Annotated in this window: 23 protein-coding genes; 11 read left to right on the forward strand and 12 right to left on the reverse strand. The window is 47.6% G+C overall.

Going from position 1 to position 26016, the window contains the following annotated elements; translation table 11 throughout:
- Positions 1-128 precede the first annotated feature (128 nt).
- The 3 genes from L5M37_RS12765 (at position 129) to L5M37_RS12775 (ending at position 4157) form a co-directional block, all read left to right on the forward strand.
- Entirely contained in the window at positions 129-2138 is a 2010-nt protein-coding gene (locus L5M37_RS12765) for a fumarate reductase flavoprotein subunit (protein WP_263200671.1), read from the forward strand.
- Positions 2135-2860, forward strand: a complete 726-nt coding sequence (locus tag L5M37_RS12770) for a fumarate reductase iron-sulfur subunit (RefSeq protein ID WP_107402682.1) — start codon at positions 2135-2137, stop codon at positions 2858-2860. Before L5M37_RS12765 ends, L5M37_RS12770 begins: the two co-directional genes overlap by 4 nt.
- A gap of 229 nt (positions 2861-3089) precedes the next feature.
- Positions 3090-4157, forward strand: a complete 1068-nt coding sequence (locus tag L5M37_RS12775; RefSeq protein WP_107402683.1) for a porin — start codon at positions 3090-3092, stop codon at positions 4155-4157.
- 175 nt (positions 4158-4332) lie between these two features.
- Here the strand turns inward: L5M37_RS12775 and ssb are convergent, their stop codons facing one another.
- Positions 4333-5037 (reverse strand): single-stranded DNA-binding protein, encoded by a 705-nt coding sequence (gene ssb / locus L5M37_RS12780; protein ID WP_006083192.1) that lies wholly within the window; start codon positions 5035-5037, stop codon positions 4333-4335.
- 109 nt (positions 5038-5146) lie between these two features.
- Entirely contained in the window at positions 5147-6514 is a 1368-nt protein-coding gene (locus tag L5M37_RS12785) for an MFS transporter (protein WP_263200673.1), read from the reverse strand.
- A gap of 403 nt (positions 6515-6917) precedes the next feature.
- Here L5M37_RS12785 and uvrA point away from each other — a divergent pair, with 403 nt between their 5' ends.
- From uvrA to L5M37_RS12815, 6 genes are all read left to right on the forward strand, one after another.
- Positions 6918-9800 carry an excinuclease ABC subunit UvrA gene (uvrA, locus tag L5M37_RS12790; protein WP_219253675.1) on the forward strand — a complete coding sequence of 961 codons (2883 nt, stop codon included), beginning with the start codon at positions 6918-6920 and terminating at the stop codon, positions 9798-9800.
- Positions 9801-9988: 188 nt separating this feature from the next.
- Positions 9989-11143 carry a M28 family peptidase gene (locus tag L5M37_RS12795; RefSeq protein ID WP_263200675.1) on the forward strand — a complete coding sequence of 385 codons (1155 nt, stop codon included), beginning with the start codon at positions 9989-9991 and terminating at the stop codon, positions 11141-11143.
- A gap of 194 nt (positions 11144-11337) precedes the next feature.
- Positions 11338-13260 carry a DEAD/DEAH box helicase gene (locus tag L5M37_RS12800; RefSeq protein ID WP_011847889.1) on the forward strand — a complete coding sequence of 641 codons (1923 nt, stop codon included), beginning with the start codon at positions 11338-11340 and terminating at the stop codon, positions 13258-13260.
- A gap of 141 nt (positions 13261-13401) precedes the next feature.
- Positions 13402-13557, forward strand: coding sequence for a hypothetical protein (locus tag L5M37_RS12805; protein ID WP_212600098.1), 156 nt, complete (start codon positions 13402-13404; stop codon positions 13555-13557).
- 67 nt (positions 13558-13624) lie between these two features.
- Positions 13625-13984 (forward strand): hypothetical protein, encoded by a 360-nt coding sequence (locus L5M37_RS12810; protein WP_198573411.1) that lies wholly within the window; start codon positions 13625-13627, stop codon positions 13982-13984.
- A gap of 141 nt (positions 13985-14125) precedes the next feature.
- Entirely contained in the window at positions 14126-14638 is a 513-nt protein-coding gene (locus tag L5M37_RS12815) for a hypothetical protein (protein ID WP_263200676.1), read from the forward strand.
- A gap of 56 nt (positions 14639-14694) precedes the next feature.
- Here the strand turns inward: L5M37_RS12815 and L5M37_RS12820 are convergent, their stop codons facing one another.
- Positions 14695-15303, reverse strand: a complete 609-nt coding sequence (locus L5M37_RS12820) for an HAD family hydrolase (RefSeq protein WP_263200678.1) — start codon at positions 15301-15303, stop codon at positions 14695-14697.
- Positions 15304-15332: 29 nt separating this feature from the next.
- Positions 15333-16307 carry a DMT family transporter gene (locus L5M37_RS12825; RefSeq protein ID WP_113940039.1) on the reverse strand — a complete coding sequence of 325 codons (975 nt, stop codon included), beginning with the start codon at positions 16305-16307 and terminating at the stop codon, positions 15333-15335.
- Between the two features lie 318 nt (positions 16308-16625).
- Here L5M37_RS12825 and L5M37_RS12830 point away from each other — a divergent pair, with 318 nt between their 5' ends.
- Together L5M37_RS12830 and L5M37_RS12835 are read left to right on the forward strand one after the other, a co-directional pair.
- Entirely contained in the window at positions 16626-17447 is an 822-nt protein-coding gene (locus L5M37_RS12830; RefSeq protein ID WP_263200680.1) for a hydratase, read from the forward strand.
- A gap of 196 nt (positions 17448-17643) precedes the next feature.
- Positions 17644-18753, forward strand: coding sequence for an energy transducer TonB (locus L5M37_RS12835; protein WP_263200682.1), 1110 nt, complete (start codon positions 17644-17646; stop codon positions 18751-18753).
- A 7-nt stretch (positions 18754-18760) separates the two neighbouring features.
- On the opposite strand, the gene L5M37_RS12840 is transcribed toward L5M37_RS12835, so the two are convergent.
- The 8 genes from L5M37_RS12840 to slyA all read right to left on the reverse strand — a co-directional run bounded on the left by L5M37_RS12840 (position 18761) and on the right by slyA (position 26008).
- Positions 18761-19090, reverse strand: coding sequence for a cysteine-rich CWC family protein (locus L5M37_RS12840; protein ID WP_263200683.1), 330 nt, complete (start codon positions 19088-19090; stop codon positions 18761-18763).
- A 611-nt stretch (positions 19091-19701) separates the two neighbouring features.
- Entirely contained in the window at positions 19702-20049 is a 348-nt protein-coding gene (locus L5M37_RS12845; protein ID WP_173496474.1) for a hypothetical protein, read from the reverse strand.
- A gap of 141 nt (positions 20050-20190) precedes the next feature.
- Complete coding sequence (locus L5M37_RS12850) at positions 20191-20691, reverse strand: hypothetical protein (RefSeq protein WP_263200684.1); 501 nt, start codon at positions 20689-20691, stop codon at positions 20191-20193.
- Positions 20692-21322: 631 nt separating this feature from the next.
- Complete coding sequence (locus tag L5M37_RS12855; protein ID WP_263193251.1) at positions 21323-22390, reverse strand: c-type cytochrome; 1068 nt, start codon at positions 22388-22390, stop codon at positions 21323-21325.
- Between the two features lie 10 nt (positions 22391-22400).
- Positions 22401-23024 (reverse strand): c-type cytochrome, encoded by a 624-nt coding sequence (locus tag L5M37_RS12860; RefSeq protein ID WP_113940045.1) that lies wholly within the window; start codon positions 23022-23024, stop codon positions 22401-22403.
- A gap of 225 nt (positions 23025-23249) precedes the next feature.
- Complete coding sequence (locus L5M37_RS12865; RefSeq protein WP_263200686.1) at positions 23250-24278, reverse strand: DUF2955 domain-containing protein; 1029 nt, start codon at positions 24276-24278, stop codon at positions 23250-23252.
- 189 nt (positions 24279-24467) lie between these two features.
- Positions 24468-25526: an HlyD family secretion protein gene (locus L5M37_RS12870; protein WP_263200688.1), complete on the reverse strand. Its 1059-nt coding sequence runs from the start codon at positions 25524-25526 to the stop codon at positions 24468-24470.
- A gap of 8 nt (positions 25527-25534) precedes the next feature.
- Complete coding sequence (gene slyA, locus L5M37_RS12875) at positions 25535-26008, reverse strand: transcriptional regulator SlyA (RefSeq protein ID WP_105251323.1); 474 nt, start codon at positions 26006-26008, stop codon at positions 25535-25537.
- Between the last annotated feature and the right edge of the window lie 8 nt (positions 26009-26016).

The raw sequence follows: 26016 nt of genomic DNA on the forward strand, positions 1-26016 counted from the left end.
CTAGCCTGTATAGCAAGACAAACAACATACGGATCCTCCTCTGATACATAGTTGCAGCGCATCTATGCCCGAGGAGCGCAATGATAAATCCATGAAATGTTATCTAAATTATTAGATAAGGATCTGATTTGAAAATCATTTATACAGACTCATTAGTCATTGGCGCAGGATTGGCAGGCCTCAGAGTCGCGATTGCCACCAAAGAGCGAGGCCTAGATACCTTAGTGCTATCGTTAATTCCCGCAAAACGTTCACATTCGGCCGCCGCACAGGGCGGAATGCAAGCCAGCCTAGGCAATACCGTTAAAGGCATGGGCGATAACGAAGACATTCACTTTCAAGACACAGTCAAAGGTTCTGACTGGGGTTGCGATCAAGACGTCGCCCGCATGTTTGCCCACGTTGCACCGAAAGCGATCCGCGAACTCACCAACTGGGGCGTGCCTTGGTCAAGGATTTCCGCCGGCCCGCGCGAAGTCATCATGAATGCGCAAAGGGTAACGCTCAATGAGGCTGAAGAAGCTCACGGCCTGATCAATGCCCGCGATTTTGGTGGCACTAAAAAATGGCGAACCTGTTACACCGCCGACGGCACTGGCCACTCTTTACTGTATGCCGTCGATAACCAAGCCATTTCTATGGGCATTCCTGTACATGAAAGGATTGAAGCCCTGTCGCTGATCCATGACGGCAAGCGCTGCCATGGGGTGATAGCCCGCTGCTTAGTCACAGGTGAACTGCGCGCTTATGTGGCCAAATCCACCACTATCGCCACCGGCGGTTATGGCAAGATTTATGAAATATCGACCAATGCCACCATCTGCGAAGGCATAGGCCAAGCGTTAGCACTCGATACTGGTGTCGCCACCTTAGGCAATATGGAAGCGGTGCAGTTTCACCCTACCGCCATAGTGCCTGCGGGGATCCTTACCACTGAAGGGTGTCGTGGTGATGGCGGTATCCTGCGTGATAAAAACGGCCATCGCTTTATGCCAGATTACGAACCCGAGAAAAAAGAACTCGCCTCTCGTGATGTGGTTTCACGCCGCATGACAGAACACATGCGCAAAGGCAATGGCGTCGAAAGCCCTTATGGTCCACATCTGTGGCTGGATATTACGCAGCTGGGCCGTGAACATATCGAAACTAACCTGCGCGAAGTGAAAGAGATTTGTGATTACTTCCTTGGTATCGATCCTTGCAAAGATTGGATCCCCGTCCGCCCTACCCAGCATTACTCTATGGGCGGCGTACGCACCAATGCCACCGGCGAGAGTCCACAACTCAAGGGGCTGTTCAGCGTCGGAGAAGCGGCCTGTTGGGACATGCACGGCTTTAACCGTTTAGGCGGTAATTCGGTGGCAGAAACTGTGGTCGGCGGCATGATCATCGGCAAATATGTGGCTGATTTTTGTGAGAATAACGATTTAGAAATTGATACTGCGCTGACTCAAAAATTCATCGATAAGTTACAGCAAGAAATCGATGGGCTGGTCGAAGGCAACGGCACAGAAAATCCCTTCCAAATAAAGAAAGAAATGCAACGCATCATGATGAACTACGTCGGGATCTTCCGTAATGGACCCGAGTTAGATAAAGCCATCAAAGGCTTGAAAGACTTACTGCTGCGGGCAAAAAATCTCGGTCTTAAATGTAAAAAACGTCACGCTAATCCTGAGTTAGTCGAAGCACTACGCGTCACCCGTATGTTGAAAGTGGCCCTCACCGTCGCCTGTGGCGCAGAGGCTCGCACTGAAAGCCGCGGCGCCCATTCACGGGAAGATTACCCACAACGCAACGATAAAGATTGGCTTAACCGCACACTGGCAACTTGGCCAGATGCCGAGTCACTGGAACCTGTACTGCGTTATGAAGCGTTAGATGTGATGAAAATGGAGCTACCACCGGGATATCGAGGCTACGGTAACGATAACACTATCGCCCATCCTGATACCGAAAAACGCGTACAAGAAATCAATCAAGTGCTCGCGCGCTTAGGTGACGATCCCGATAGAAACACACTGCAGCGAGCCCTGATGCCATACGAGCTGCCAAGTCATCTGCAGGCTCCCAATGGACGCCTCAGCGATACCTTAGCGATCACTCCAGCCCAACCGGTAGGGAATAAACCACTATGAGCCGTCAAATCAGCTTTAATATCTTCCGCTACGATCCGCAAGATGGCCAAGACAAGCCAAAGATGGAACGTTATCAGTTGACTGAAACACCGGGCATGACAGTGTTTATCGCCTTGAATCAACTGCGTGAACAACAAGATCCCTCACTGCAGTTTGACTTTGTCTGCCGCGCGGGCATCTGTGGCAGTTGCGCCATGGTAATCAATGGTTTCCCCACATTGGCCTGTCGCACGTTAACGGCGAATTATCCCAATGGCGAAATAACCCTAATGCCACTGCCCGGCTTCGAACTGATTGGCGATTTGTCGGTGAATACGGGCAAATTTATGCGCGAATTAGCCGAACGCTTAAAACTCTGGCTGCATCCTAAACCCGATGATCAGGACATTCATCGCCTCGAAAATCCAATGGCACCTGAAGAAGCCGCGCGGATCTATGAGCTAGAACGCTGCGTCGAATGTGGGGTTTGTGTGTCGGCCTGCGCCACCAAACAAATGCGTGACACCTTTGTCGGCGCGGTTGGCATGATGAAAATTGCCCGCTTCGAAATGGATAGCAGAGACAGCCGCAGCGCGGATGATTTCTACCATGTGATTGGCAATCAAGACGGCGTCTTCGGCTGTATGACGCTACTCGGCTGCCAAGATAACTGCCCTAAAAATTTGCCGCACATGCAGCAAATTGCTTACCTGCGCCGCAAAATGGCCGCAAGCATACTCTAGTTTTCCTTAACCTAAAGTTCCGCTGCATTAGCGGGGTTTTAGGGCAACACCTTTCCCAACCAGCGGGCAAATCATATCTGCCCGCTGCAGATATGCGACGCCTTGCCTCTGAGCGAGACGCCTCCTTGAGCACTATCACAAGTGCAGATCCTTACTACTAGCAGTACTGTTCCATCGGCAACAAAATCCATTAACGGCACGCTAGTAGTTGTTATGTAAGGAAACATAAATGAAGCAGTTCAAACTAACATCAGCCGTGCTTGTGCTGAGCTTTGCCACACCTATCTTTGCTGTTCAAGCCAATGATACCGCTGCAACCAATGACGAGTTACGCACTGAATTACAACAAATTCAGCAAAGACTCGCCATGCTCGAAGCCCAAGAAAAAGAGGCATCGGTTTTATCGGATACTCAGTTTAATTTTTATGGTTCTTTACGCCCGACTTTCGGCCTGACCCACACTAACTCGGACGATGTGTGGGATGTGGGCGATGCGAACTCGCGAATTGGCTTTGCCGCAGAACACCAACTTGGCAATGGCTTAGTCGGGTTTGCGAAAGGGGAATTTAAGGTCGATATCAAAGATGACGGCGACTTTGGCGATGCGCGTAAAGCTTATGTCGGATTAAAGGGATTTTTTGGTAGTGTTGCCATAGGTAAACAAGCCGTCACTCAGGAGATCATTTCCGATCCCGTCGACATCTTTAACCGCTCAGGAACCCCACTCGCCTATGACAGTGCGAGCCCCTTCAGACTCAATAACTTAGTGACCTATCGTAAAGAATTTGGCGACCTGTTATTTTCGGCCGATGCACAATTCGATGGCAACAAAGGCAGTGGCGGCAGTGACTTCGTTAACGCGGGTATCCGTTATAAAACCGACCTAATCTATATAGCCGCGGCTTTTTATAACAAAGAGTTAGACGACGGCAAAGATGAGAACACTGTCGGCGTCACCCTAGCAAAAAGTTTCAATGACTTGTACCTAGCGGCTGCCTATCAAAACATTGAAAAAGACGACATTGATGGAACCACATTGGATGGCTCAACACTCGATGTGGTCGCCAGCTACCCCATCACTGACAGCTATAAAATCAAGCTGGGCGTGTCCAGATACGACGATGGTGGCAATGACATCACCTCTGCTAAATACAACGCCTATAACACTACGCTGGAGTGGCATAAAACACCGCAATTCAGCACCTTCATCGAATATCAAAAAACAGATTTTGAATACCGCGAAACCAATGACCAGATCATGCTGGGCATGCGTTATAACTTCGATTACACGTTCTAAGTTTTATCTCAAGCTTATCGCTAATGTGAATAAGCGAGATGAGGGGTTTAACGACCTCGCCCACAGCTTCACAGCATAAAGACTAAAAACAAAAGACCAGAAACAACAAAGCCACGACTCGCGTGGCTTTGTTCATTTAAGACGATACCGTCTTTACACTTCGATACGTTCTAAATTAAAACGGAATATCGTCATCCCAGCCATCATCCAAATCTGGAGTGAAGTTTTGCTGTGGTTGTGGTGCTGGACGTTGTGCCGGTGCGGCTGGCGCTTGATAAGCTGGCGCTGGAGCGGCTTGTGGCTTAGGCGCATAACCACCTTGTTGTGGTTGAGCTTGTTGCTGTCCATATTGCTGCTGAGCAGGTGCTGGCGCAGCATATTGTTGCTGAGCTGGCGCTTGGTAAGCAGGTGCAGCTTGAGGCGCTGGCGCATATTGATTTTGCGCTGGTGCCGCTTGTTGCGGTGCAGATTGGTAACCTGCGTTTTGTGGCATGCCGCCGCCCATTGGCGCGCCTTGTGCTTGGCCACCTTGACCACGGCTACCTAGCATTTGCATGCTACCGCTTTGGTCGATAACCACTTCAGTGCTGTAACGGTCTTGACCGCTTTGGTCTTTCCACTTACGGGTTTGCAGTTTACCTTCGAGGTAAACCTGTGAACCTTTACGCAGGTATTCACCTGTAATTTCAGCTAATTTGCCGAACAGAACCACACGGTGCCATTCAGTACGCTCTTGCTGTTGACCCTGTTGGTCTTTCCACGATTCGCTGGTCGCAACTGTGATGTTAGCGACTGCATTACCGTTTGGCATATAACGCACTTCTGGATCTTGTCCCAAATTGCCAACCAAAATTACCTTGTTAACACCACGACTGGCCATTGAAATCTCCTGCGATTCTTTAAATAATCTATTAATTCAGTATGTTGTTTATCAGTGTCGCCATAGAGGAAAATCAGCTTCCCCAAATACCACACGGCGGACCCAGATATTATTGAGCAGAGCCTAACACAGCTCGTGCTTCTCTTAAATCGAAATGCTCGTCGACCTTAAGATAAGCAACTTTTTCATCAAGCACGACGATCGCTTCGACGACGCCCATGAGCTGTGATAACTGAGCCGCCATATCCCGCGCTTGCGCCTTGTCTTTGACTTCGGCTTCTAAGGTGTAACTCTTTAACAGCACGGGATTTTCCATGCCCAATGTCAGGAATAACCAGATAGACATTAAGATCACAGCAACAATAAACACCCCGACCGCGCCCACAAGCTGGAAAGCACCGCCACCGAGCATACCACCACAAAAGGCCCCTAAAAACTGGCTAGTGGAATACACACCCATGGCCGAGCCTTTTTCACCGACGGGGCAAAATTTGGCAATCAAACTGGGCAATGAAGCTTCTAAATAGTTAAAGCCAGTGAAAAACAGCACCACGGCAAAACTCAACACCCATAAGTTGTTAGAGAATAAAGCCATCGCCAACAGCGCCACTATCATGATCACTAAGGCGATTTGGAACATAGCTTTAGTATTCTTACGTTTAACCCCAATGATAATTAACGGCACCATCAGGAAAAACGCGCCCACAAAAGCGGGGAAATACAGCATCCAGTGTTTTTCTTTCACGAGCCCCGCATCCACCAGATCCAGCGGCAAGGCTACGAATACTGCGGTTAACACTAAATGCAGAATAAAGATCCCCGCATCGAGTCTAAACAGCTGGGGATCGGTCAACATACGCTTGAGTCTGGCAGGCGTGGCCAAGGTGTCGCCCTTAGGCGCGTGGGAAATCGGATTCGGTACTAAAAATTGCACGATCAACATGCCCGTCACAGCGAGAATCGCCGTGAGGAAGAACAGGCCTGATAAGCCCACATGTTGTGCCACAATCGGCCCGACCAGTAAGGACAGCGCAAAAGAGCCGCCGATACACATACCAATAATCGCCATGACCTTAGTACGCTGTTCGTCGCGGGTTAAATCCGCGGCCAGCGCCAACACGGCAGCGGCAATCGCGCCCATACCCTGTACTGCTCGACCAAAGACAACGCCATAAATCGTATCTGCGTTAGCAGCGATAACACTACCAATAGCAAACAACACTAAGCCACCGAGAATAATCGGCTTACGACCATATTTGTCAGATAAAATCCCCATGGGGATTTGCAGCACGGCTTGAGTCAGGCCATAAGCGCCGATAGCAATACCCACCCACAGAGGCGAAAAGCCTTCGAGATGCTGACCATAAAGTGCAAAGACGGGCATGATCATAAACAAGCCCATCATGCGCAAACCAAATACACTGGCTAAAGAAAACGCGACTTTTTTCTCAGTACCCGAAAGTCCGTTGTTACCCATGATTTTGCCCTGGATTGAAGTCTTTTAAGGGGCGCATGTTACCACACCCAAAAGGATTTGCTCAAAAGGAAATAGTGGCCTAAACCACTGACTATACACTTAGCTTTTATCCCGTTAATCACGGACCTATATTGACTTTGTCTGAGTTAACATCTTTATTTTTAACGCTCAGGCACAGGGGAATGAGTCTAACATAGTGTTCACAATTGTCCTGTGAGTCAGTGCGCAACAACAGTATTAATCTTAGTTAATCCATTCCATCCACAACATCCCGCGAAGCAGGTCGACTTAAAGCCAGTGCCAGCCCTAGGATTGGTGCAGATCACAGAATCAACTAAACTCAGCGGCGGAACTGTGCGATACTTGTGCTCATTTTTTTAAGCATATGGCATTAGAGCGATAGATGGATAAGATTGAAATACGCGGCGCACGCACCCACAATCTCAAGAATATCAACCTGACTATCCCAAGGGATAAACTGATTGTCATCACGGGCTTATCGGGATCTGGCAAATCCTCCCTCGCTTTCGATACTTTATATGCCGAGGGCCAGCGACGTTATGTCGAGTCCCTATCTGCCTATGCTCGCCAATTTTTGAGTTTAATGGAAAAGCCCGATGTGGACCATATCGAAGGCTTAAGCCCGGCGATATCCATAGAGCAAAAATCCACCTCCCATAACCCACGTTCGACCGTGGGCACGATTACCGAAATTTATGATTACCTGCGCTTGATGTTTGCCCGCGTGGGTGAGCCGCGTTGTCCGACACATAATCAACCCTTGGCGGCACAAACCGTCAGCCAGATGGTCGATAAAGTGTTGGAAATGCCCCAAGACAGCCGCTTGATGCTGCTCGCACCTGTGGTCAACGCCCGTAAGGGTGAACACGTTAAATTGCTCGAAGGTCTATCGGCACAGGGTTATATCCGCGCGCGTATCGACGGTGAAGTGTGTGACTTAACCGATCCGCCAACCTTAGACTTACACGTTAAACACACGATTGAAGTGGTCGTCGACCGTTTTAAAGTGCGTGACGATATCAAGCAACGCTTAGCGGAATCCTTTGAAACCGCGCTGGAACTCTCCGGCGGCATAGCGACCGTTGCCAGCATGGAAGACGACACGGGTACTGGTAAATCCAAAGGCGAAGAACTGATCTTCTCGGCCAACTTTGCCTGCCCGCACTGCGGTTATTCGATGGCGGAATTAGAGCCAAGGATCTTCTCCTTTAACAATCCAGCCGGCGCGTGCCAAACCTGTGATGGTTTAGGGGTACAACAATTTTTCGATCCTGAGCGCGTGATCACCAATACCGAGCTTTCACTGGCGGGCGGTGCGATTCGCGGCTGGGATAGACGCAACTTCTATTACTTCCAAATGCTCAGCTCACTCGCCGAACACTATAAGTTCGATGTCGAAGTGCCCTACGAGCAGCTTAGCGAAAAAGTCCGCAAAATCGTACTTTACGGCTCAGGTAAAGAAAGTATTGCCTTTAAATACATTAATGACCGCGGTGATGTGGTGGTGCGTAATCACCCCTTCGAAGGCATTCTAAACAACATGGACAGGCGCTATCGCGAAACCGAAAGTAACTCGGTACGTGACGAATTAGCCAAGTTTATCAATACCCAAGCTTGTCAAAGCTGTGGTGGTTCGCGTCTGCGCGAAGAAGCCCGTAACGTGTTTTTAGGTGATATCAACCTGCCACAACTCACCACTTGGTCGATTGGCGAAGCCTTGGACTACTTCGAGAAAGTCGAGTTTAGTGGCCAAAAGGCGCAGATTGCCGAGAAGATTTTAAAGGAAATCCGCGATCGTTTAGGTTTCCTAGTCAACGTGGGTCTCAATTATTTGAGCCTATCGCGCTCGGCAGAAACCCTCTCGGGCGGTGAAGCCCAACGTATTCGACTCGCCAGCCAAATCGGTGCAGGGCTCGTCGGCGTGATGTATGTGCTCGACGAACCCTCAATTGGTCTGCATCAAAGGGATAACGAACGTCTGCTGCAAACCCTGATCCACCTGCGGGATTTGGGCAACACTGTGATTGTGGTTGAGCATGACGAAGATGCGATCCGCATGGCGGATCACGTGATCGATATCGGCCCAGGCGCAGGTGTACACGGCGGCGAAGTGATTTGTGACGGTCCAATTGAGAAGATCATCGCCTGTGAAGAATCGGTCACTGGCCAGTATATTTCCGGTAAGCGCAGCATTCATATCGATACGCCGCGCATTCCATTCGACAAAACTCAAGTGATTGAGTTGTTTGGCGCTCGCGGTAACAACTTGCGTAATGTGGATTTAACCATTCCCATTGGCCTATTCACTTGTGTGACGGGTGTATCGGGTTCAGGTAAATCAACCTTAATCAACGATACCTTCTTCAAAATCGCCCATAGAATGCTCAACGGGGCGACTGTGGATGAGCCATCACCCTATGACCGTATCGAAGGGATGGAACTGTGCGACAAAGTGGTCGATATCGACCAAAGCCCAATTGGCCGCACACCGCGCTCTAACCCTGCCACTTATACGGGCATCTTCACCCCGATCCGCGAGATTTTTGCCGGAACCCAAGAGTCACGTACTCGCGGTTATCAAGTCGGCCGTTTCTCCTTTAACGTAAAAGGTGGACGCTGCGAGGCCTGCCAAGGCGATGGCTTGATCAAGGTAGAAATGCACTTCCTACCCGATGTGTATGTGCCCTGTGATTCTTGTAAAGGTAAGCGCTACAACCGCGAAACCTTAGAAGTACGCTATAAAGGCAAGAATATTCACGAAGTACTGCAGATGACAGTGGAAGATGCGCGTCAGTTCTTCGATGCCGTACCTGCCATTGCCCGTAAGCTACAGACCTTGATGGATGTAGGTTTGTCCTATGTGCGTCTCGGCCAAAGTGCGACCACTCTTTCAGGCGGCGAAGCCCAAAGGGTGAAACTTGCCAAAGAGTTATCTAAACGTGACACGGGCCAAACCTTGTATATCTTGGATGAACCGACCACGGGCTTACATTTTGCCGATATCCAATTGCTGCTCGACGTATTGCATCGTCTCAAATCCCACGGCAACACGATTGTGGTGATTGAGCATAATCTGGATGTAATCAAAACCGCAGACTGGATTATCGACTTAGGCCCAGAAGGTGGCGGTGGTGGTGGTATGATTTTAGCCACAGGCACGCCGGAAGAAGTCGCCGAGCATCCAACCTCCCACACGGCACGCTTCTTAAAGCCACTGCTAAAACGGGATATCGAGCTGGCAAAGGCCAATAAAGCTAAGGCTTAACATTCAGCTCACGCCACCGTTGGTCTGAATAATAAAAGCGCAGTCGCCCTAAGCACTGCGCTTTTTTTCGCTCAGCAATCCAATATGCTTAAGCTATCGCATACATATAGATCTCATTGAATTAGAATCGGATTTAGGCAAAGATGATATTCATCTTCTGGCGAAGGCTTCAGCGATAAGGAATGTCCATGCGTGATAGCACTCAGTCCCCAGTGACTCACCCTATATTACCGAGGCAGTATCAATCACTTTTAAGTAAAAATCTAAGCGACATAAACCTAAGCGCATCGACTCTATTCAACCACAGTCGTATCGGTCAGCTGCTCGCCAAGTTCAAGATCACGCACCTTATAAGACATCAATCCCAAAGACTTGGCTTATTTGCACTGGCCTGCGTTGTTGCGACTACCCTCACTGGCTGCGCTAACTCAACCGAAACCTGTGCACGCACTGAGCTAAAACTCACTTGGGCCGAGCCCACAGAGTTACAAGCGACAGTCACAGTATTAAGTTCGGATGAATTTGAAGGCCGCAAAACCCAAACCCAAGGTGCGGCAAAAAGTCGTGACTATATAAAGCAGCAATTTCAGGGGCTAGGTTTACAGCCTTGGGGAGCGGACTTTATCGTGCCCTTTGAATATAAAACCTTCTTCACCCAAGAAACCGGCGCCAACGTGGTCGCCACCGCGATGGCGGGAGAACCGACGAATCGATGGCGCATTATCGTCGCCCACTATGATCACTTAGGGTTGAGCGGCAGTAAGATTTACCACGGCGCCGATGATAACGCCTCGGGCGTCGCCGCTATGCTCGCCATTGCCAAACATTGGCAACAGCAATTTGCCCTACAACCCAATACCTTGCCTAAGGTAAACCTGATGTTTGTGGCAACCGATGCCGAAGAACCTGGGCTCTATGGCAGTATCGCCTTGGTAGAGCAACTCAAAACCCGCCTGCCAGAAGCGACTTTTGAGCTGATGTTGAATTTAGATATGGTGAGTCACCCCGGCAGGCCCTATGCGATTTACCTCGAAGGCAGTCGAAACTTCACTCAGTTCAATCAATTTAAACCCCTACTGAATCAACAGAACCGACTTTGCATTAAACTCACGCACCCTAAACCCGTTGGTCGAAGCATACAAAGTACCGATTGGCTGCGGGCGTCGGATCATTACCCCTTCCACAAAGCGAATATCCCTTGGCTGTATTTTGGTGTGCCGACCCATCCCCAATATCACACACCAGAGGATACCGTCGCGACAATCGACATCACTTTTCTTGCGGCAGTGACAGAGTCAGCATTCGAGTTACTTCAATTAAATGTTGAATATTTAAAGAATTAATGGGAAGTGGCGCGTTTCTTGCTCAGTTTTAGCGAAAAAAATGCAGAAAACAGGTTAAATAGCGTGACTCTGATTGGTAAAGTGGCCGCCATGCTGCTATAATCCGTCGTTCGCGGGAAATCGACACGGGGTTGATTTTCTGTCTGTGAAACTTTAGCGCCATTTCGCGCGCGCATCCACAAGGCTACAACCCAATGTCATCCGATGAAAGAACTTTCCGTGAACTCGGCCTATCCGAGAATTTGTTGCGTGCTCTTGACGAGCTAGGTTATGAAAAACCAACGCCAATCCAATCAGCCAGTATCGATCCACTTATGGCTGGCAAAGATATTTTAGGTCAAGCGCAAACAGGTACAGGTAAAACTGGCGCCTTCGCGTTACCACTATTAAACAAAGTTACCAGCCAAACGACACCGCAAATTTTAGTATTAGCACCAACACGTGAATTAGCCGTGCAGGTTGCCGAAGCGTTCAGTAGCTATGCCAAATTTATGAAGAATTTCCACGTTCTTCCAATTTATGGCGGCCAAAGCATGCAACAACAGTTGAATGCCCTGAAACGCGGCCCACAAGTTATCGTTGGTACGCCAGGTCGTGTTATGGACCATATGCGTCGCGGCACCTTGAAACTCGACTCATTACAAGCTTTAGTGCTAGATGAAGCCGATGAAATGTTAAAAATGGGCTTCATCGATGATATCGAATGGATCCTTGAGCACACGCCAAGCGAACGCCAACTGGCGTTATTCTCTGCCACTATGCCAGAGCAAATTAAGCGTGTTGCTAACCAGCACTTACGTAATCCTGTACATGTTCGTATCGAATCAAGCCAAACTACGGTTGAGTCAATCGAACAGCGTTTCGTACAAGTATCACAACACAACAAACTTGAAGCCTTAGTACGTGTATTAGAAGTTGAAAACACTGAAGGTGTAATCATATTCGTCCGTACTCGTAACTCATGTGTTGAGTTAGCTGAGAAGTTAGAAGCCCGCGGTTATGCTTCATCACCACTACACGGTGACATGAACCAGCAAGCCCGTGAGCGTGCAGTTGACCAACTGAAACGTGGCAAGTTAGACATTCTGATCGCGACTGACGTTGCGGCCCGTGGTCTTGACGTTGAGCGTATCGGTCACGTTGTGAACTACGATATTCCGTATGATGCCGAAGCTTATGTACACCGTATTGGTCGTACAGGCCGTGCTGGCCGTACTGGTATGGCGATCCTGTTTGTAACTAGCCGTGAAATGCGCATGCTGCGCACTATCGAACGTTCAACTAACAGCCGCATTTCACCAATGAAAATCCCAAGCCCAGAGACAGTTGCAGAACGTCGTCTGTCTCGCTTAGGTGAGCAATTGGCTGAAACAATCAACGGCGATTTAGATTTCATGAAAGAAGCTGTTGCTCAATTATGCCAACAGTTAGAAGTCGATACCGATCTGCTAGCCGCTGCATTATTACAGCAAGTTCAGCAAGAACGTCCTTTGCAATTGCCAGCCATTCAAGAACGTGTTCGTGATGAACGCAGTGAGCGCACTGAACGTAGCGACCGCGGAAGTGATCGTAATGACCGTGGTGGTGAGCGTGGTGAACGCAGAAGTCGCGAACCGCGTCCAATGCCAGCCAGCTTAGGCTCAGCTGAAGCGTTGAAAGACAACCCAGATTTAAAAATGTGCCGTTACGTGATCGACGTAGGTCGTGAGAATGGTGTAGGTGTGGGTAACATCGTTGGCGCTATCGCGAACGAAGCTAACATCGACAGCCGTTACATTGGCGCAATCCAACTTTACGATGCAGTGACCACTGTTGACCTGCCAGACGGCATGCCAAAAGACGTGTTACAGCACCTACGTAAAGTACGTGTTTGTGGCAAGCCATTGAACATCCGCGAAGCTGGCGATCAAGTATTTGTTGATTCAGGCCGCAGTGCTCGTTCAGACCGTCCTGCTGGTGACCGTAAACCACGTGGCGATCGTCCAACAGGTGACCGCCCAGCGGGTGATCGTAAGCCTCGCGCTGCGTCTACTGGTGATAAGCCATTTGCTGACCGCAAACCTCGTGCAGACAAACCTGCCGGTGAGCGTAAGCCACGTAAACCACGTGAAGACTAATCTAGCTTAAGCTAGAGACTAAAAAAGGAGCCTAGGCTCCTTTTTTGTTGTCTTAACATCGCACTAGCTCAAAGCACACTGGCCAGTTGATATTTCAAGCTGATATAGTCAGTACAAGAATGCCTAGCTTAAGGATATAAAATGGATTTTTTAGCACTGATAACTTCCCCATTTACCTCGGCACTGCCTGAACTCGCTAAGTCATACCACAAAGATAAAACATTATTAATCATGGTACTTGTCGGTTGCACTCTGTTTGCGGGCTTTATTGGAATGTTAGTCGCAATGGCAAATTAACTTGCAGTTAAGCCAACATGTCAATTAGTGTCGACTTAGTCTTTAGCAACGCATCTAGTGTATTTCGATGAAAAAAGCCTTTAACGCCGGCCTGTTATCCGCCTTTGTCGCCCCCGGCAGCGGCCATTTTTACCTAAAACATAAACGCTCGGCACTGGTATTTTTTAGCTTAGCGGTCGTGAGTCTTGTGCTGTTGCTCATGCAAATCTATCAAGTGGCACAAGTGATCGCCTTAGATATTCAAAACGGCACCTTACCGCTTGATATCGGCGTGATTTCTGCCGAAATCACCCAACAAACCCAGACCACAATTGCCAATGCCAATGAGCTGCTCTATGGCTTTTTGCTCTGCTGGTTAGTGGCATTACTCGACAGTATTCGGCTTGGGCTTAAACAAGATAAGCTGGATACACAAAGTAACCGCTAAATATCTTTTGACTCTTAGCTAGGCCGTAGCGACAAAAGCGATTTTGATATTGACCTAACATTTTTAATCAATTGAAAAATTGGATATTAACCTTTAGCTACCATGAAAATAACACCATAAACAGTCAAGATGGATGACGATATGTTAACTGAGCAACAACACAATTTTATCCTAAGTGAAGTGTCACAACCTGTGATAACGATAGCTACAGAGGTCAATTTTGCCGAACGCTATGCCTCTATGTTGGCACGCTTTCCTAAACTTCCTGGCGATTTTAATCCTAAGGTGCCGTCCGAGCGTCAACAAGCACTGGTTGCCCAGTTTCCATATCCGATTCGTTTTTATACAAGCGAGGGGGGATATTTCATGCTAAATGCGAAAAAGTTCGCCTACCCTCATATGACGCTTATGATGGAGATGCAGCAGTGGGTTCGCTTTCGTTTCAACCTATGGCGTGAAGATAAGCGCATCGGTGGCGGTTCTTATCAAGAGATTGCCGTGGCGGAGCGGTTAGCACGAGGTGAAGAGATTGACTGGGACAAAGACTGGAATGTACCAAACTCCCCATGGTGCTATAACGAAGATCAATTACAGACGGTGCTAACAGAAAGTTTTGCACTATTTGATGACCTTTGTAAGCAATTACCTAAGTAGTCACAGAAGTTAATTGAGATATATGCGGCTAAACAGGTTAACCGCATAGGAATAAATTATTTAGGCCATGCTTTAATCAGGCTGTGGTAGCAAGAGACCAGTAAATCAGCCGCTTGGGCATAATCGGGAATAGTTTCAGGGCAATAGAGGGCGCAGTGACTACCCGCATTGCGCGCAGTTTGCAGATCAAACAGATAATCGCCCACATACAAGATATCCGCCGGACTCAACTGCCATTGCTCGCAAATCAAGTGGATACCCTGCGGGTGAGGTTTAGGCTCGGCATCGTAGCGCGTTAATACCAGTGCGATATCTATGCCGAGTTTATCGATAGTGATTTGCGCCGCTTCTGGCATATTGCGAGTCAAAATAGCCAAGGGCAGTGACTTGGCCCGTAGGCATTCGATAAGCTCCCTCGCGCCATCAATCCAACTGGCCTTGAGTGAACTTTGTCTTTCGTACTCATGGACAATGTCTAACACCTTAGCCCGTGCTTCATCAGTACTAAGACTCTCGACATAGGCCAAGATATCCGTACCAGAATGAATCCCCAACTCCCGCCGCAGCCCAGCAAAATCGGGATTAGAATGCGCTAAGGTGCCGTCGAGATCGAAGATGACGCCACGGATATCCTGAAGTTTTAACTCGCTGAGTCTAGTGATCACTGGCCTTTCCCATAGATAAAATGTCTGCGTTAGACAGCCTGCAAACGCTTCGCCTGACGATTACGGTACATAGGCAGCAATTGCACCACCATCACAGAGACAATAATCACGCCAATCCCCAGCAGAGATAAACCATCTAATTCATCAGCGCGAAATACTTCTGGCCACCAGCCAAGACTCACCACTAACGCCGTGGCACTAAAGCTAAATACTGGCGTTAGGGCCAACATGGCACTGACCTGCGCCGTCGGCCAATACTTCATCGACTGGCCAAAACAGCCATAGGCGATCAAGGTATTGGCGGCGCAAAACAGTGCTATCTGCCAATCGAAGCTGTCCATACGGACAAACTGACTAAAGTCGCTAAAGGGAGCCATTACGAAAATACCTAAGCCATAGATCACTAAGAGCACGTTCGCGGGCGACAAACGATTCAGTAAGGATTTTTGCAATAAGGCATAGCTAGTCCACGACAGTGCTGAGAACTGGATGATCATCACCCCAATCCAAACCTGATGATTATTAGCCCCTGAAAAATTTAAATTAGGATGGAAAAACATCAACATACCTAAAGCTAAGGTTGCAAAACAGCTGAGTTGCACTGCATTAAGCCGTTCCTTAAAAAACAACACACCACCAAACGCGAGGAAAAAGGGTGAAGTCTGGAAATTAAGTTGGGCGGCGCCGGGTGCGAGGTAATCGAGTGAGTAAACAAAAGACACATAATTGAGCATCAAGAAGATGCCAGCAAGCACTAACCTTAACCAAACTTTGGCATCGAGTGCTGCAAATTGCTTAAGACTACCTGCGCTCCATTGGATCACTATGCTGACTAAAAGCGCGACCAGAAAACGAAACCAAGTAAGAGTTACGGGATCAATAAAGGCCGCAGAGAGCTTTAATGCTATCGGTAACATGCCCCAAAATAAAACCGCAACTGAGATGAACAGGAGCCCGAGTTGAGCATGATTATTTGCCTGAGGGGCGTTATGGCTAAGATTCACGAAGGAGTCCAGTAGAAACCGCAAAATGGACAGCCATTCTGGCACTGAGCTAACACAATATCTAGCGGATCATCATGGAAACATTCGCGTTAGCTTGGATACTTTAGCTAACACTTATATGAGGCAAGTTTCAGCATCTTACGATAATTGGAATATTGGCCGCACTCTTGATTCAACTGCAGCAGATTTACCCCGAAAGCCAACATTGGCATTTCCCGCGTTGCCAATAACCGAGTATATTTGGCCCATAAAAATGGCTTCTGCCACACACACTCTAGGCCACTTCTTTTTAAGCTAACGCTTTAAATAGGAAAGTTAATGTTATCTACCGCCACGATCGAACAAGTTAAAACACATATTAATACCGCAGCCAAAGAATTAGCCGAGCGACGCGCAGCAGGCACGAGCGGCGATTTACTGATCCCAGAACTAAGGCCAACCAGCTTCGAACAGGCCTTCGCTATTCAACAAGCTGTAGCAGAAATATTTAAGGCAAGCGATAACAATCCTATCGCGGCGTGGAAATGCCTATTACCCACGGCGGAAAAAACCGTCGTAGCGCCTATTTATCAAGATGATGTGTATCAACAATCGACCACTTGCCCGCTCTATCCATCGACTAAAGGCCTGGCCCGAGTCGAACCCGAACTCGCCTTCGAGATTGCTCGCGATTTACCGCCAAGAAGCACGCCTTACACAGAGGCTGAAATCGACGAGGCCTTAGGTAACATTCGTTTAGCGCTAGAATTGATCAAAAGCCGCTACCACACACCCAGTGAAGCGACGCATTTTGATGCCCTCGCCGATGGCTTAGTCAATCAAGGACTGTGGTTAGGGCCAGTGCTAAATCCGCAAGAAGGTTTAGAGACCAGCAGTTTCGAGCTCAGCGTTGATATTGCCAATGGCGAGCACCAGCAAAGCGACACACTGCAAAAATCCGCCATTCATCCTAACGGTTTCCCTAAGGCGGGACTCTACTGGTTAGTTAACTTTTTATCCGCCCAAGGCATTGGCTTAACTCAAGGGCAATATGTGATCACAGGCTCTTACGCTGGCGTCCTCGATCTGCCATTGGCACAGGTCTGCAAATTTGAATACGGCGCGCTTGGACAGTTCGCCGTGACTTTCACAGCTAAGTGATTGCGACTTATAAAGCGACAAGGCACTGATAAATAAGCGAACTCAGTTTCAGCTGGGCTCGCTTATTTTCAATCTCAGTTCTCAGTGCTCAGTTATCTGCATTCACCACAAGCATCATTAACAAAAGCCAAACTAACTTGCCTCAAAATGTACACCTATGTATCATCTAAATTCATCAATAATAAGGATATATAGAATGTCACACGGAAAAATGCTGCCAATTGCCTGTCTTCTTGCCCTCACTTTAGGCACTTCTCTTAGCGTGCATGCCTCAGAAAATAGCTTTGCCAAAGCCTATAGTGACTATCAAGCCGCCGTAGAAAAAGGCGATGCTGCAAATATTGAAGCAAGCGCAAAAACCGCTTATCTACTCGGCGAAGCTCAATATGCCAAAGACAGCGTCGACTTAGCTAACCTCGCCATGAACTGGGCCGCGACGATAGAAAAGCAAGTCTCCCCTTACCCATTTGCAGAAAAGAATCTGCCAAAAACGGCGAAGGCGAATGAATTGTATCAGCTCGCTCTTGCAAACTATAAAGTTCATTATGGCAAAGAAGCGCTTGAGCTTATCGACCCCTTACTGGGTGCTGCACAAACCGCCGTTGAAGCCAAAGATGCAAAAAATGATTTGCTTACTGCTATCGCAATTGCTGAAAAATCCGATAAAAAGAAACTGCTCGCTGATGTAAAAATGGCCGCCTTCAACCGTTTATCAAATACAGAGCTATACACCAAAAGCGTAAGACGCTATGCCTTCGATGCCTATGATATTTATAAAGAGATTTTACCAGAGAACGCCATAGACAGAGTCAAGGCAACCTATGTGGTGGGTGCAGTTGAGTATGCAGAAAAGCATGATGACAAGGCGATGCCATTGCTTTTAGAAGTCGTGAAGCAGTTTGAAGCCCTTAACTTTAGCCATCCCTATGCCTTAAGTGCCCACGCTTATTTAGTCGAACTCTATGAGCGCCAAGGAAAGCGTGACGAGTCCACCGCCCACTGTATTGCTATCGGCAAAATGCGTCCTTGGGCCGACGCACAGGAACAACAACCTATTTTCCGTATCGTACCAGACTATCCAATGTCCTATGCTAAGCAACGTAAAAGTGGCTGGGTTCAGCTTAAATTTACTGTCGATGAACATGGGTTCGTGAAAAATCCTGAAATTTTAGCCTCTAAGGGTGGTGCTTTATTTGAAAAAGAGAGTATTGAAACCTTAAATAAATGGCGTTACGCACCCAAGTTTGAAAATGGTATAGCCGTGGAAGCACAAACTAGCGTGCAAATGGATTACACCATAAACTAATAGCCCGCTATTTCACCTCATAACCTAGCCCGTCGCTCACACTCGATGGGCTTTTTTCATCCTGCTCTGCAAGCTGCCCCAGACTTAACCCCTGCTTAGGTTGGATTAAACAAGCTTGGCAAATACACGCATCGGCAGACGGTAAAATATGGTTGATGACCCCTAGCGGCGAATCTGATGCTTGCGCTTGCAAGGCGGCCAAAGGTGGAAATGTTTGCAGAGCGCACCAACAATCCTCAATACCCTTACCTAAAATCACAGCACATTGATTCGCGCCTTGGCACAAAGGGCAAATTTGTGCAGTTTCTAACTTAGGTTCTTCCAATGGCTGAGACACGGTAATCCTTATAGCAAGATAAGTTGTTATAGCGCGGAGATCATAATAGATTTTTGCAACTCAAACTTAGTTGATTGGCACCAAAGTGAGACTTTAAAACTTTCCAAACTACGTTTGAATGCTTTAGTTAAAAAGTCGTGGGGCTTCACCCTGATTTTTAATAAAGAGTCGACCAAGGAGAACTACTCGTCCTATCAAAAACATCCATGTTAAATAGCCAGCTCGATATCCCTTATCGCGCGCTGTCCTTCGCCCTTGGATGCTCCTTTGCCGAACAACGTCCATGTCTAACTGCCAGTTCGCCATCCGCGGCTCTCGTTCGTAACGCTGCTATGCAGCACTCACCCTAGCGAAGTGACATGCATTAGTGAGTGGCTTCGTACTTATTCGAAAATCGCTAACGCTTCCGATGGGGCGTCACTTCCCCCGAAAGCTACGCAGACGTCCTCTCTGCGTCACGCGCTATCCTTTTAATAAAGAGTCTTCAACGCTCTTCAGCAACTTCGCAGGGGGAAGGTGAACTTCTGTCGCCACAGTACCAGTTATTAATCCCCAAACATCTATGCCTGTCAGATCTTTCTCTTAGTCAGAGCGTTTATTTTCTTGTTAGTTTACGTTTTTTCTTTGTAAATAAAACACTTATAAACAAGTAGCAAAAATATAAATTGAAATAAACCACAAATCACCCAAACACGATCCTCTATTTTTTCAATCATAGTTTTATATCTGGTCTGAGCCTCTAATTGTGTTTCTAAAAGCTGAATGCGGGCGTTGAGAATTGCTACATTTTCAGTTTGATATTGATCTAATTTACTCGCAGAAAGGCTTTGCTCCATAATGGAATTAAAATTTCCAAGCCGTGATCCTAAGTCTAAGGAAGAATAGATCCCAAAAGATACCAATGAAAATAGAGCAACTAATATAAATTTCTTAGATAACTTAAACTTAATAACATCCATGCTCGACATTTCCTAGTAACCTAACGCCCTGTTAAGATGTGAGCCACGCAATACCAAAGCTCCTGTATACCACCTTAAACACTAAACACTAAACACAACACATCGTAAAAATGCCATGTGTTGCGAATCGCTCTTGAACAGTTAACTGTTTATTAGACTCAGTCTAACAGCGTTTTGTATAAAAATAGTCGCATCATCGTCAGACAATCGCTCAAATGGAGTGTATTCAACGCCCATTTCGATTAATTTATGTTTTTGCCCAATTAAGTAGGCAGTACCACGATCAAACCTAGCCTCAAAAAGGCTTTGAATACGGGGTGAAGCGGCTTTTGAAAAAACTGTTCGAAATAGCGATAAATCAATGATTAAATCATCAACCTCCACCCAAGCGTGACCGTCCCATTGTCCGATTACACCAGTCTTTTGATTTAGTGTTGGTTTAATTGGGTGATGATCAAATATCTTGGAATCAGCCACTGACAAACTTCCCGTCACAAATCTAATCTCGACAGGCAAGTGATCATTCATCATTGCAGCTAACATTGCACTCATATATAAACAGCTACCATCAACTGGTTCGAAGTTCTGAGTTATATTTTCAGCCATAAATAGAACTTCTTCTACCAATTCGCTTCGTGTCATTTAAACTCCAAACTCAAGAAACAGTTAATAGTGTGTTACCCGCACTTCTAATAAAACCCGCCCTCTAAAGGGCTAAGCATCTGCGTGTTACGGATAAATCAACATATGGATAATCAGTGCTAAGAAGGTGGGTATCATTTAATCTTTCCACTAAATAAAGAAATACCGTAAGGTGTAACAATACTCTGTTTCTTTTTATGTTATTCAACCAAAAACCAGCGTAAATCAGCTTCTTAGAAAACGTAGAGAGGGTTCGACTCCCTCAATACGTTTTGCACATTCGAGATAGTGAATAAGCCACTTATAGCGAAAATCTCCGTATGCTTTTAAAGCGACAGTTAACACTAATGCTCGAAAGGTGAGTCATGGTGATTTGCGAGACGACCGTCCGCCCCATGGACGGGGCGGTCGAGCATCCACGGATGGACTGGCTGCGAGTTGACGAGCGAATGCCATGACAAGCCTATACTAGCGGGCTAAACCACTAAGTACTAATACCCTGAAATCACAGAGCACTCTGTACAATTGACCAATAAAAAAAGCCAGCAAAGTTAAATGCTTGCTGGCTTTTCTGTCTAACTTATTCACTCGCTTTATAACATCACACGAGCACTTAATCTCAGCGGCTCAACTATGACTTCTTAGGAAAAATCGGATAGGACTCAGTGCCTAACACTTTGCCATCGACCGTGAGACCATAGTAATCGCTGTCATTGTGGTATTTCTCCTGCGCTTGCTTCACATCGCCTTTGTTACGTGGGTCCTGTGGACGCTCGTGGGAGTTGATATAAGCGGCAACATCCCAAGCCTGTTGGTTCGTCAGCTGCATGCTCTTACCAAAGGGCATGTTTTCATAAATGAAAAATGCGGCAGTATTGACCCTGTGCATTCCCGCTCCCCAGTTATAACTTTGAGGTCCCCACAGCGGCGGCAGTGCATACACCCCCGCAATGGCTTGACCTTGCCCATCAACACCATGACAAGTTTGGCAATGGGCGACATACACGGCTTTACCTCGTTCAGGTGAATAGGCTTGTTCGGGTTTTGGGATCTCAGGATAAGCTCGCCCCGGCAAGTTAGCACGTTGCTCAACTGTCATCGCCTTAGCTAATGCCTCTGGTAGTGGGAAGTCATCCCGCTTGGCACCTTTGACTAACTCAGCATCACTGATCTCAGGAACAGGGCCACTGATATTAGCCTCATCCATCAAGCCGCCCATGCCTAACCAATAGGCGTAGGCAGAAAGCGCCACTAACTCAGGGCTACCTGATGCGGGGGCTTTACCATTCATCGAATAGTTAAAACAACCTTGGATGCGTTCTTCAAAGCTACTGACTTTATTGTCTTTTTTACGATACGCCGGATAAGCAAAATACGCGCCCCAAAGGGGTGATGCATTGGCTTTACGGCCTGCATCCATATGGCAATTGGTACAGTTAAGCTCATTACCCACATACTTATTACGCAGCTGTTGGGTATTCACAAACAGTTGATAACCTAAACGCACTTTATCACCAAAGGCGCCTTCGGGAATCGCACTCAAAGGTCTAGGGGTAAGATAGGTTTGATCTGCTACCTTAGGGAAAGAAGGCAGCGGAGCTTGCTTATCTGGGCGTTCTTGTACTGGCTCAGTTTCAGCTTGCGCCTGAACGGTTAACGACCCCATCGCGGCCAGTAATAACATTGCGGAATATTTCATGGCCGGCTCCTTATTTTAAATTCGCAAAATAGTTGGCTAACGCATCAATCTCGGCGACGGTGAGCTTATTCGCGACGCTCCCCATCATGCCATCGACGTCACCTTTACGTGTTCCCGACTGCCATGCCAATAATTGCGTTTTGATATAACTCGCCTGTTGACCTGCTAAGCGAGGAAATAAGCCGCCACCTAATGCAGAAGGACCATGGCAGGTCACGCAGGCTGGTAAACCACGGGACCAATCACCTTGATAGGCTAAACGGGCGGTGTCGTCATTAAAAACAACTTGTTCACCGCGGATAACAGGCTTGACGTCATTGGCAGGCTTAGCTGAAAAATAGCTCGACACTTGCTCAATACCGTCACCTTGGAGCGTCATTGCCATCGGCATCATGGTCGCGTTTTGGCGAACGCCCGCTTGGAAATGCTGCAATTGTGTCGAGATATATTCTTTAGATAATCCCGCTAATCGAGGGCCAAGTGGTTCAATACCCTCACCCGCAGCCCCATGACAAGACACACATAGCTGTGCAGCTTGTGGGATAACGTTCATCGATTGTTTGTCAGAAGGCTCGGCGGCAGCGGCATAGCCGCTACATAGCGTTAAGCCTATGACTAATGTTTTAATCTTCATGTTCTATCCTTGAAGAGAATTAAGCTCTAAAGCATAGGGGTTATTGTTATTTATGTTTGTGCTCACACACTAAACCCATTTTAAAATCAGCCGCCCATTTTTAAAACAGCCAATAAATGAGCCTTAACATTCATTAAGAGTCACTTATTGTTCAATTCAAACGGGATAAATTTACCTTACTCTGTACAAGGTTAAGCTGCAAGCCTTAAAGACTTAATGGCCTGATCAATAACCAAATCGCGTCGATTCGAAACGATTCAATAACTTATGTATCAAATAGCATAAAAGTAACGTGCCAACGATAGCGATTAAAATACTGCTCACTCGGTATAAGGCACTGAAGATTAAGTCGTTACCTGGGGTCAAATACTGCCCAAACAAAATCCCTAACGTGGTCATAGCACCAAAACCCACGCCAGAGCCATTCGCCTCGCGCACATGGGCTTGGCTAAAAATCATCAGTCCAATCCACAACAAGGGGACAACTAACATCAATAGCCCTGACCAATCATAGAGCAGCAACTGCACGAGTATCCCAAACGACACCCCCAATAGGGTGCCTATGGCGCGCTTACGGGCATAGTCAAGTGCACCATTCCAATGCATGGGAAACAATAGCAAAAGAGTGGTCGCTTGAGCCGACATCGAATCCCGCAGATCAAATATTTGGAACACCAGAAATGATGCCGTCGCTATGGTCGCACCGAGCAAGGCTTCGTGGCGCATTCGATGCGGCGCCTTAGGCCCAGGTTTGTAAGCCGCTCTTGGTTCAACATCGGGCCAGAGTGCCGTCATAGCGTAGGCGATAACAACTGACAGTGCTGTCGCCCAAAAGTTACTGAAAACTAAGTCGTTTAAGTCAACGCCGGGATAGCTGGCAAAGTGCAGCATGATACTGAGACTCAGCACACCGTTGGCACCAAAGAGAAACAAACTGCCGCGGGACATGGCCGCAAAGCGGTATAAAAATAATAGGAAAACGATGGGAGTCATCATACCGGGATGGCTGCCAAAGAAACCGCCGAGTAACCCAACCTCTAACCCAGCAATGGCAGATGAAGCTAATAATTGGCGCATAGCATGGCCATTCATCACTGGCACTAATCCGAGTAGTAGCATAGGTGTCACAGTGAAGAAGACTCCATTGCTCCAACCAAAAATTTTACACAGGGTAAAACCTAAGGTCGCGCCAGTCGCAATCCGTAAACACTGGCGTAAATCGTTGGCCGTCAATGGGCTATGGCGTAGTAACATGCTCGTCGCCTTGTTCTATCGATACATTAAATGAGGATGTTTAGCTGGCTTATGCTGCGTTCACACTTATGTTGCTTTGAAGCGTTCACTCAAGCGACTCGTGGCAAATACAAACCACCGCGAGTCACTCGTGCTCGTCAACACAGATAAGTACTAATGGATATGTCGGTAAATATGCTAGTAAACATTCTAGTAAATATAGTGCAGCAGGCTGATTGTTTTAATTTGCACCTTAGCGAGCAAGCTAAACAGGCTATTCTCGGGCAGCAGTTGCACGGTCGCGCGCGCACCCGCAGGTAAGCTGTTCATTGCCATACCATCTAACACTAGATGTAATCTCAATCTTTGGGCATCACGTACCCAACGGTCCGATTCCTGTGGCGCGGCTAAACGGCCATTGGCATCGAATTGCCCTGCACTCACGCCCGCATCGACACTGCTCACCGTCGCCCGATATAAACGCCCAGGTTCGCCATCGAACGCAATCAAAGCGGTCGAAGAAGCATTCACGCCACGCAGGCTCTTCTCGCGAAAATCGGCAATAATATCCACTTTATCCGATACCACGGCCAACAGAGGTTGCCCCACGGTCGCAAAACTACCGACTTCTAACTGCAGGTTAGTCACTATCCCATCTTGATCAGCACGTATTTGGGTATAAGACAGATTAAGCTCGGCTTGGGCTAAATGGTTTTGCGCCTGACGCACTTTAAGATTCTCTTCGCCATAACTGCCACGACTCACTTTGAGTTTTTCTAAACGCGCATTGGCGGCAAGCAAATTAGCTTCAGCAGCTGCGGCATCGCTATCGGCTAGCTCCTTTTGCTGCTGCGATACACCATGGGTGGCATACAGGGCATCGAGACGTTTAGCCTCGCTGCGTTTTTGTTGTGAGGTGGTTTTATTGGCATTGACCTCGGCCTTAGCGGCCAGTAGCGAGGCATCTAACTCAGCATTATCTTGACGGGCTTGCTCTAAGGCCAATTTAGCCTGCGATACCGCTAACTCATAGGGTGCGGGATCGACTTGAAACAACAAATCACCCTTGGCAACCGCTTGGTTATTGGTCACGGCTATGGTCTGGATTTTACCGCTGATCTGCGGTGTCACTTTAGTCACTACACGGGTCGCCATGGCTTGAGGCGTCAATGGCATCATAGTGTCGGCCAGCATGAAATAGCCAAAAACCATCACAAAGCCAAACATGGCAAATTTTACTAAACGGGCAAACTGTTGATCCGGTGTCATCTTCTTTCTCACAAAAGGGTGTCTGTAACCTTGGTTAATTTGGCGCTTGCGTTGTCGCTGATCAGGCTAATAATGCGTTCAAATTCGCTCAACTCTTCGGCACTGATCCCGCCTAATAACTCACGGCGCACTTGAATAATCCGCGCTTCCATTTGCTTTAAAACATCTAATCCCGCTGGCGTCAGGCTCACAATCCTTGCCCGCTTATCTTTGTCACAACAATGACGCTCGACTAAACCTTGCTCTTCTAATTGCCCTAAGGTGCGCATTAGCGAAGCCAATTCAATTTCTAAGGCATCGGCCAATACTTTCTGGCTCACGCTGTCGCCTAAACGCAGCAGTTTCCAAAGGGCAGTCCAACGGGGATGAGTTAATCCTAAAGGTGCCAGCTCAACATCGGCCACGGTACGCCACAGTCGATGCAGACGGCCTAAATGCTCCGCCAGTGATAACTCTTTTAGTCGCTCTAATTCTTTTTGCATCTTGCTCA

The organism is Shewanella sp. SM69 (assembly GCF_025653985.1).
In the GTDB taxonomy this organism is placed as follows: domain Bacteria; phylum Pseudomonadota; class Gammaproteobacteria; order Enterobacterales; family Shewanellaceae; genus Shewanella; species Shewanella oncorhynchi.

Excerpts from the sequence above, each read along its gene's own strand:
- L5M37_RS12770 (WP_107402682.1), top strand. The coding sequence starts at position 2,135 with ATGAGCCGTCAAATCAGCTTTAATATCTTCCGCTACGATCCGCAAGAT.
- L5M37_RS12775 (WP_107402683.1), top strand. The coding sequence starts at position 3,090 with ATGAAGCAGTTCAAACTAACATCAGCCGTGCTTGTGCTGAGCTTTGCC.
- ssb (WP_006083192.1), bottom strand. The coding sequence starts at position 5,037 with ATGGCCAGTCGTGGTGTTAACAAGGTAATTTTGGTTGGCAATTTGGGA.
- L5M37_RS12785 (WP_263200673.1), bottom strand. The coding sequence starts at position 6,514 with ATGGGTAACAACGGACTTTCGGGTACTGAGAAAAAAGTCGCGTTTTCT.
- uvrA (WP_219253675.1), top strand. The coding sequence starts at position 6,918 with ATGGATAAGATTGAAATACGCGGCGCACGCACCCACAATCTCAAGAAT.
- L5M37_RS12795 (WP_263200675.1), top strand. The coding sequence starts at position 9,989 with ATGCGTGATAGCACTCAGTCCCCAGTGACTCACCCTATATTACCGAGG.
- L5M37_RS12800 (WP_011847889.1), top strand. The coding sequence starts at position 11,338 with ATGTCATCCGATGAAAGAACTTTCCGTGAACTCGGCCTATCCGAGAAT.
- L5M37_RS12805 (WP_212600098.1), top strand. The coding sequence starts at position 13,402 with ATGGATTTTTTAGCACTGATAACTTCCCCATTTACCTCGGCACTGCCT.
- L5M37_RS12810 (WP_198573411.1), top strand. The coding sequence starts at position 13,625 with ATGAAAAAAGCCTTTAACGCCGGCCTGTTATCCGCCTTTGTCGCCCCC.
- L5M37_RS12815 (WP_263200676.1), top strand. The coding sequence starts at position 14,126 with ATGTTAACTGAGCAACAACACAATTTTATCCTAAGTGAAGTGTCACAA.
- L5M37_RS12830 (WP_263200680.1), top strand. The coding sequence starts at position 16,626 with ATGTTATCTACCGCCACGATCGAACAAGTTAAAACACATATTAATACC.
- L5M37_RS12835 (WP_263200682.1), top strand. The coding sequence starts at position 17,644 with ATGTCACACGGAAAAATGCTGCCAATTGCCTGTCTTCTTGCCCTCACT.
- L5M37_RS12845 (WP_173496474.1), bottom strand. The coding sequence starts at position 20,049 with ATGGATGTTATTAAGTTTAAGTTATCTAAGAAATTTATATTAGTTGCT.
- L5M37_RS12850 (WP_263200684.1), bottom strand. The coding sequence starts at position 20,691 with ATGACACGAAGCGAATTGGTAGAAGAAGTTCTATTTATGGCTGAAAAT.
- L5M37_RS12855 (WP_263193251.1), bottom strand. The coding sequence starts at position 22,390 with ATGAAATATTCCGCAATGTTATTACTGGCCGCGATGGGGTCGTTAACC.
- L5M37_RS12860 (WP_113940045.1), bottom strand. The coding sequence starts at position 23,024 with ATGAAGATTAAAACATTAGTCATAGGCTTAACGCTATGTAGCGGCTAT.
- L5M37_RS12865 (WP_263200686.1), bottom strand. The coding sequence starts at position 24,278 with ATGTTACTACGCCATAGCCCATTGACGGCCAACGATTTACGCCAGTGT.
- L5M37_RS12870 (WP_263200688.1), bottom strand. The coding sequence starts at position 25,526 with ATGACACCGGATCAACAGTTTGCCCGTTTAGTAAAATTTGCCATGTTT.
- slyA (WP_105251323.1), bottom strand. The coding sequence starts at position 26,008 with ATGCAAAAAGAATTAGAGCGACTAAAAGAGTTATCACTGGCGGAGCAT.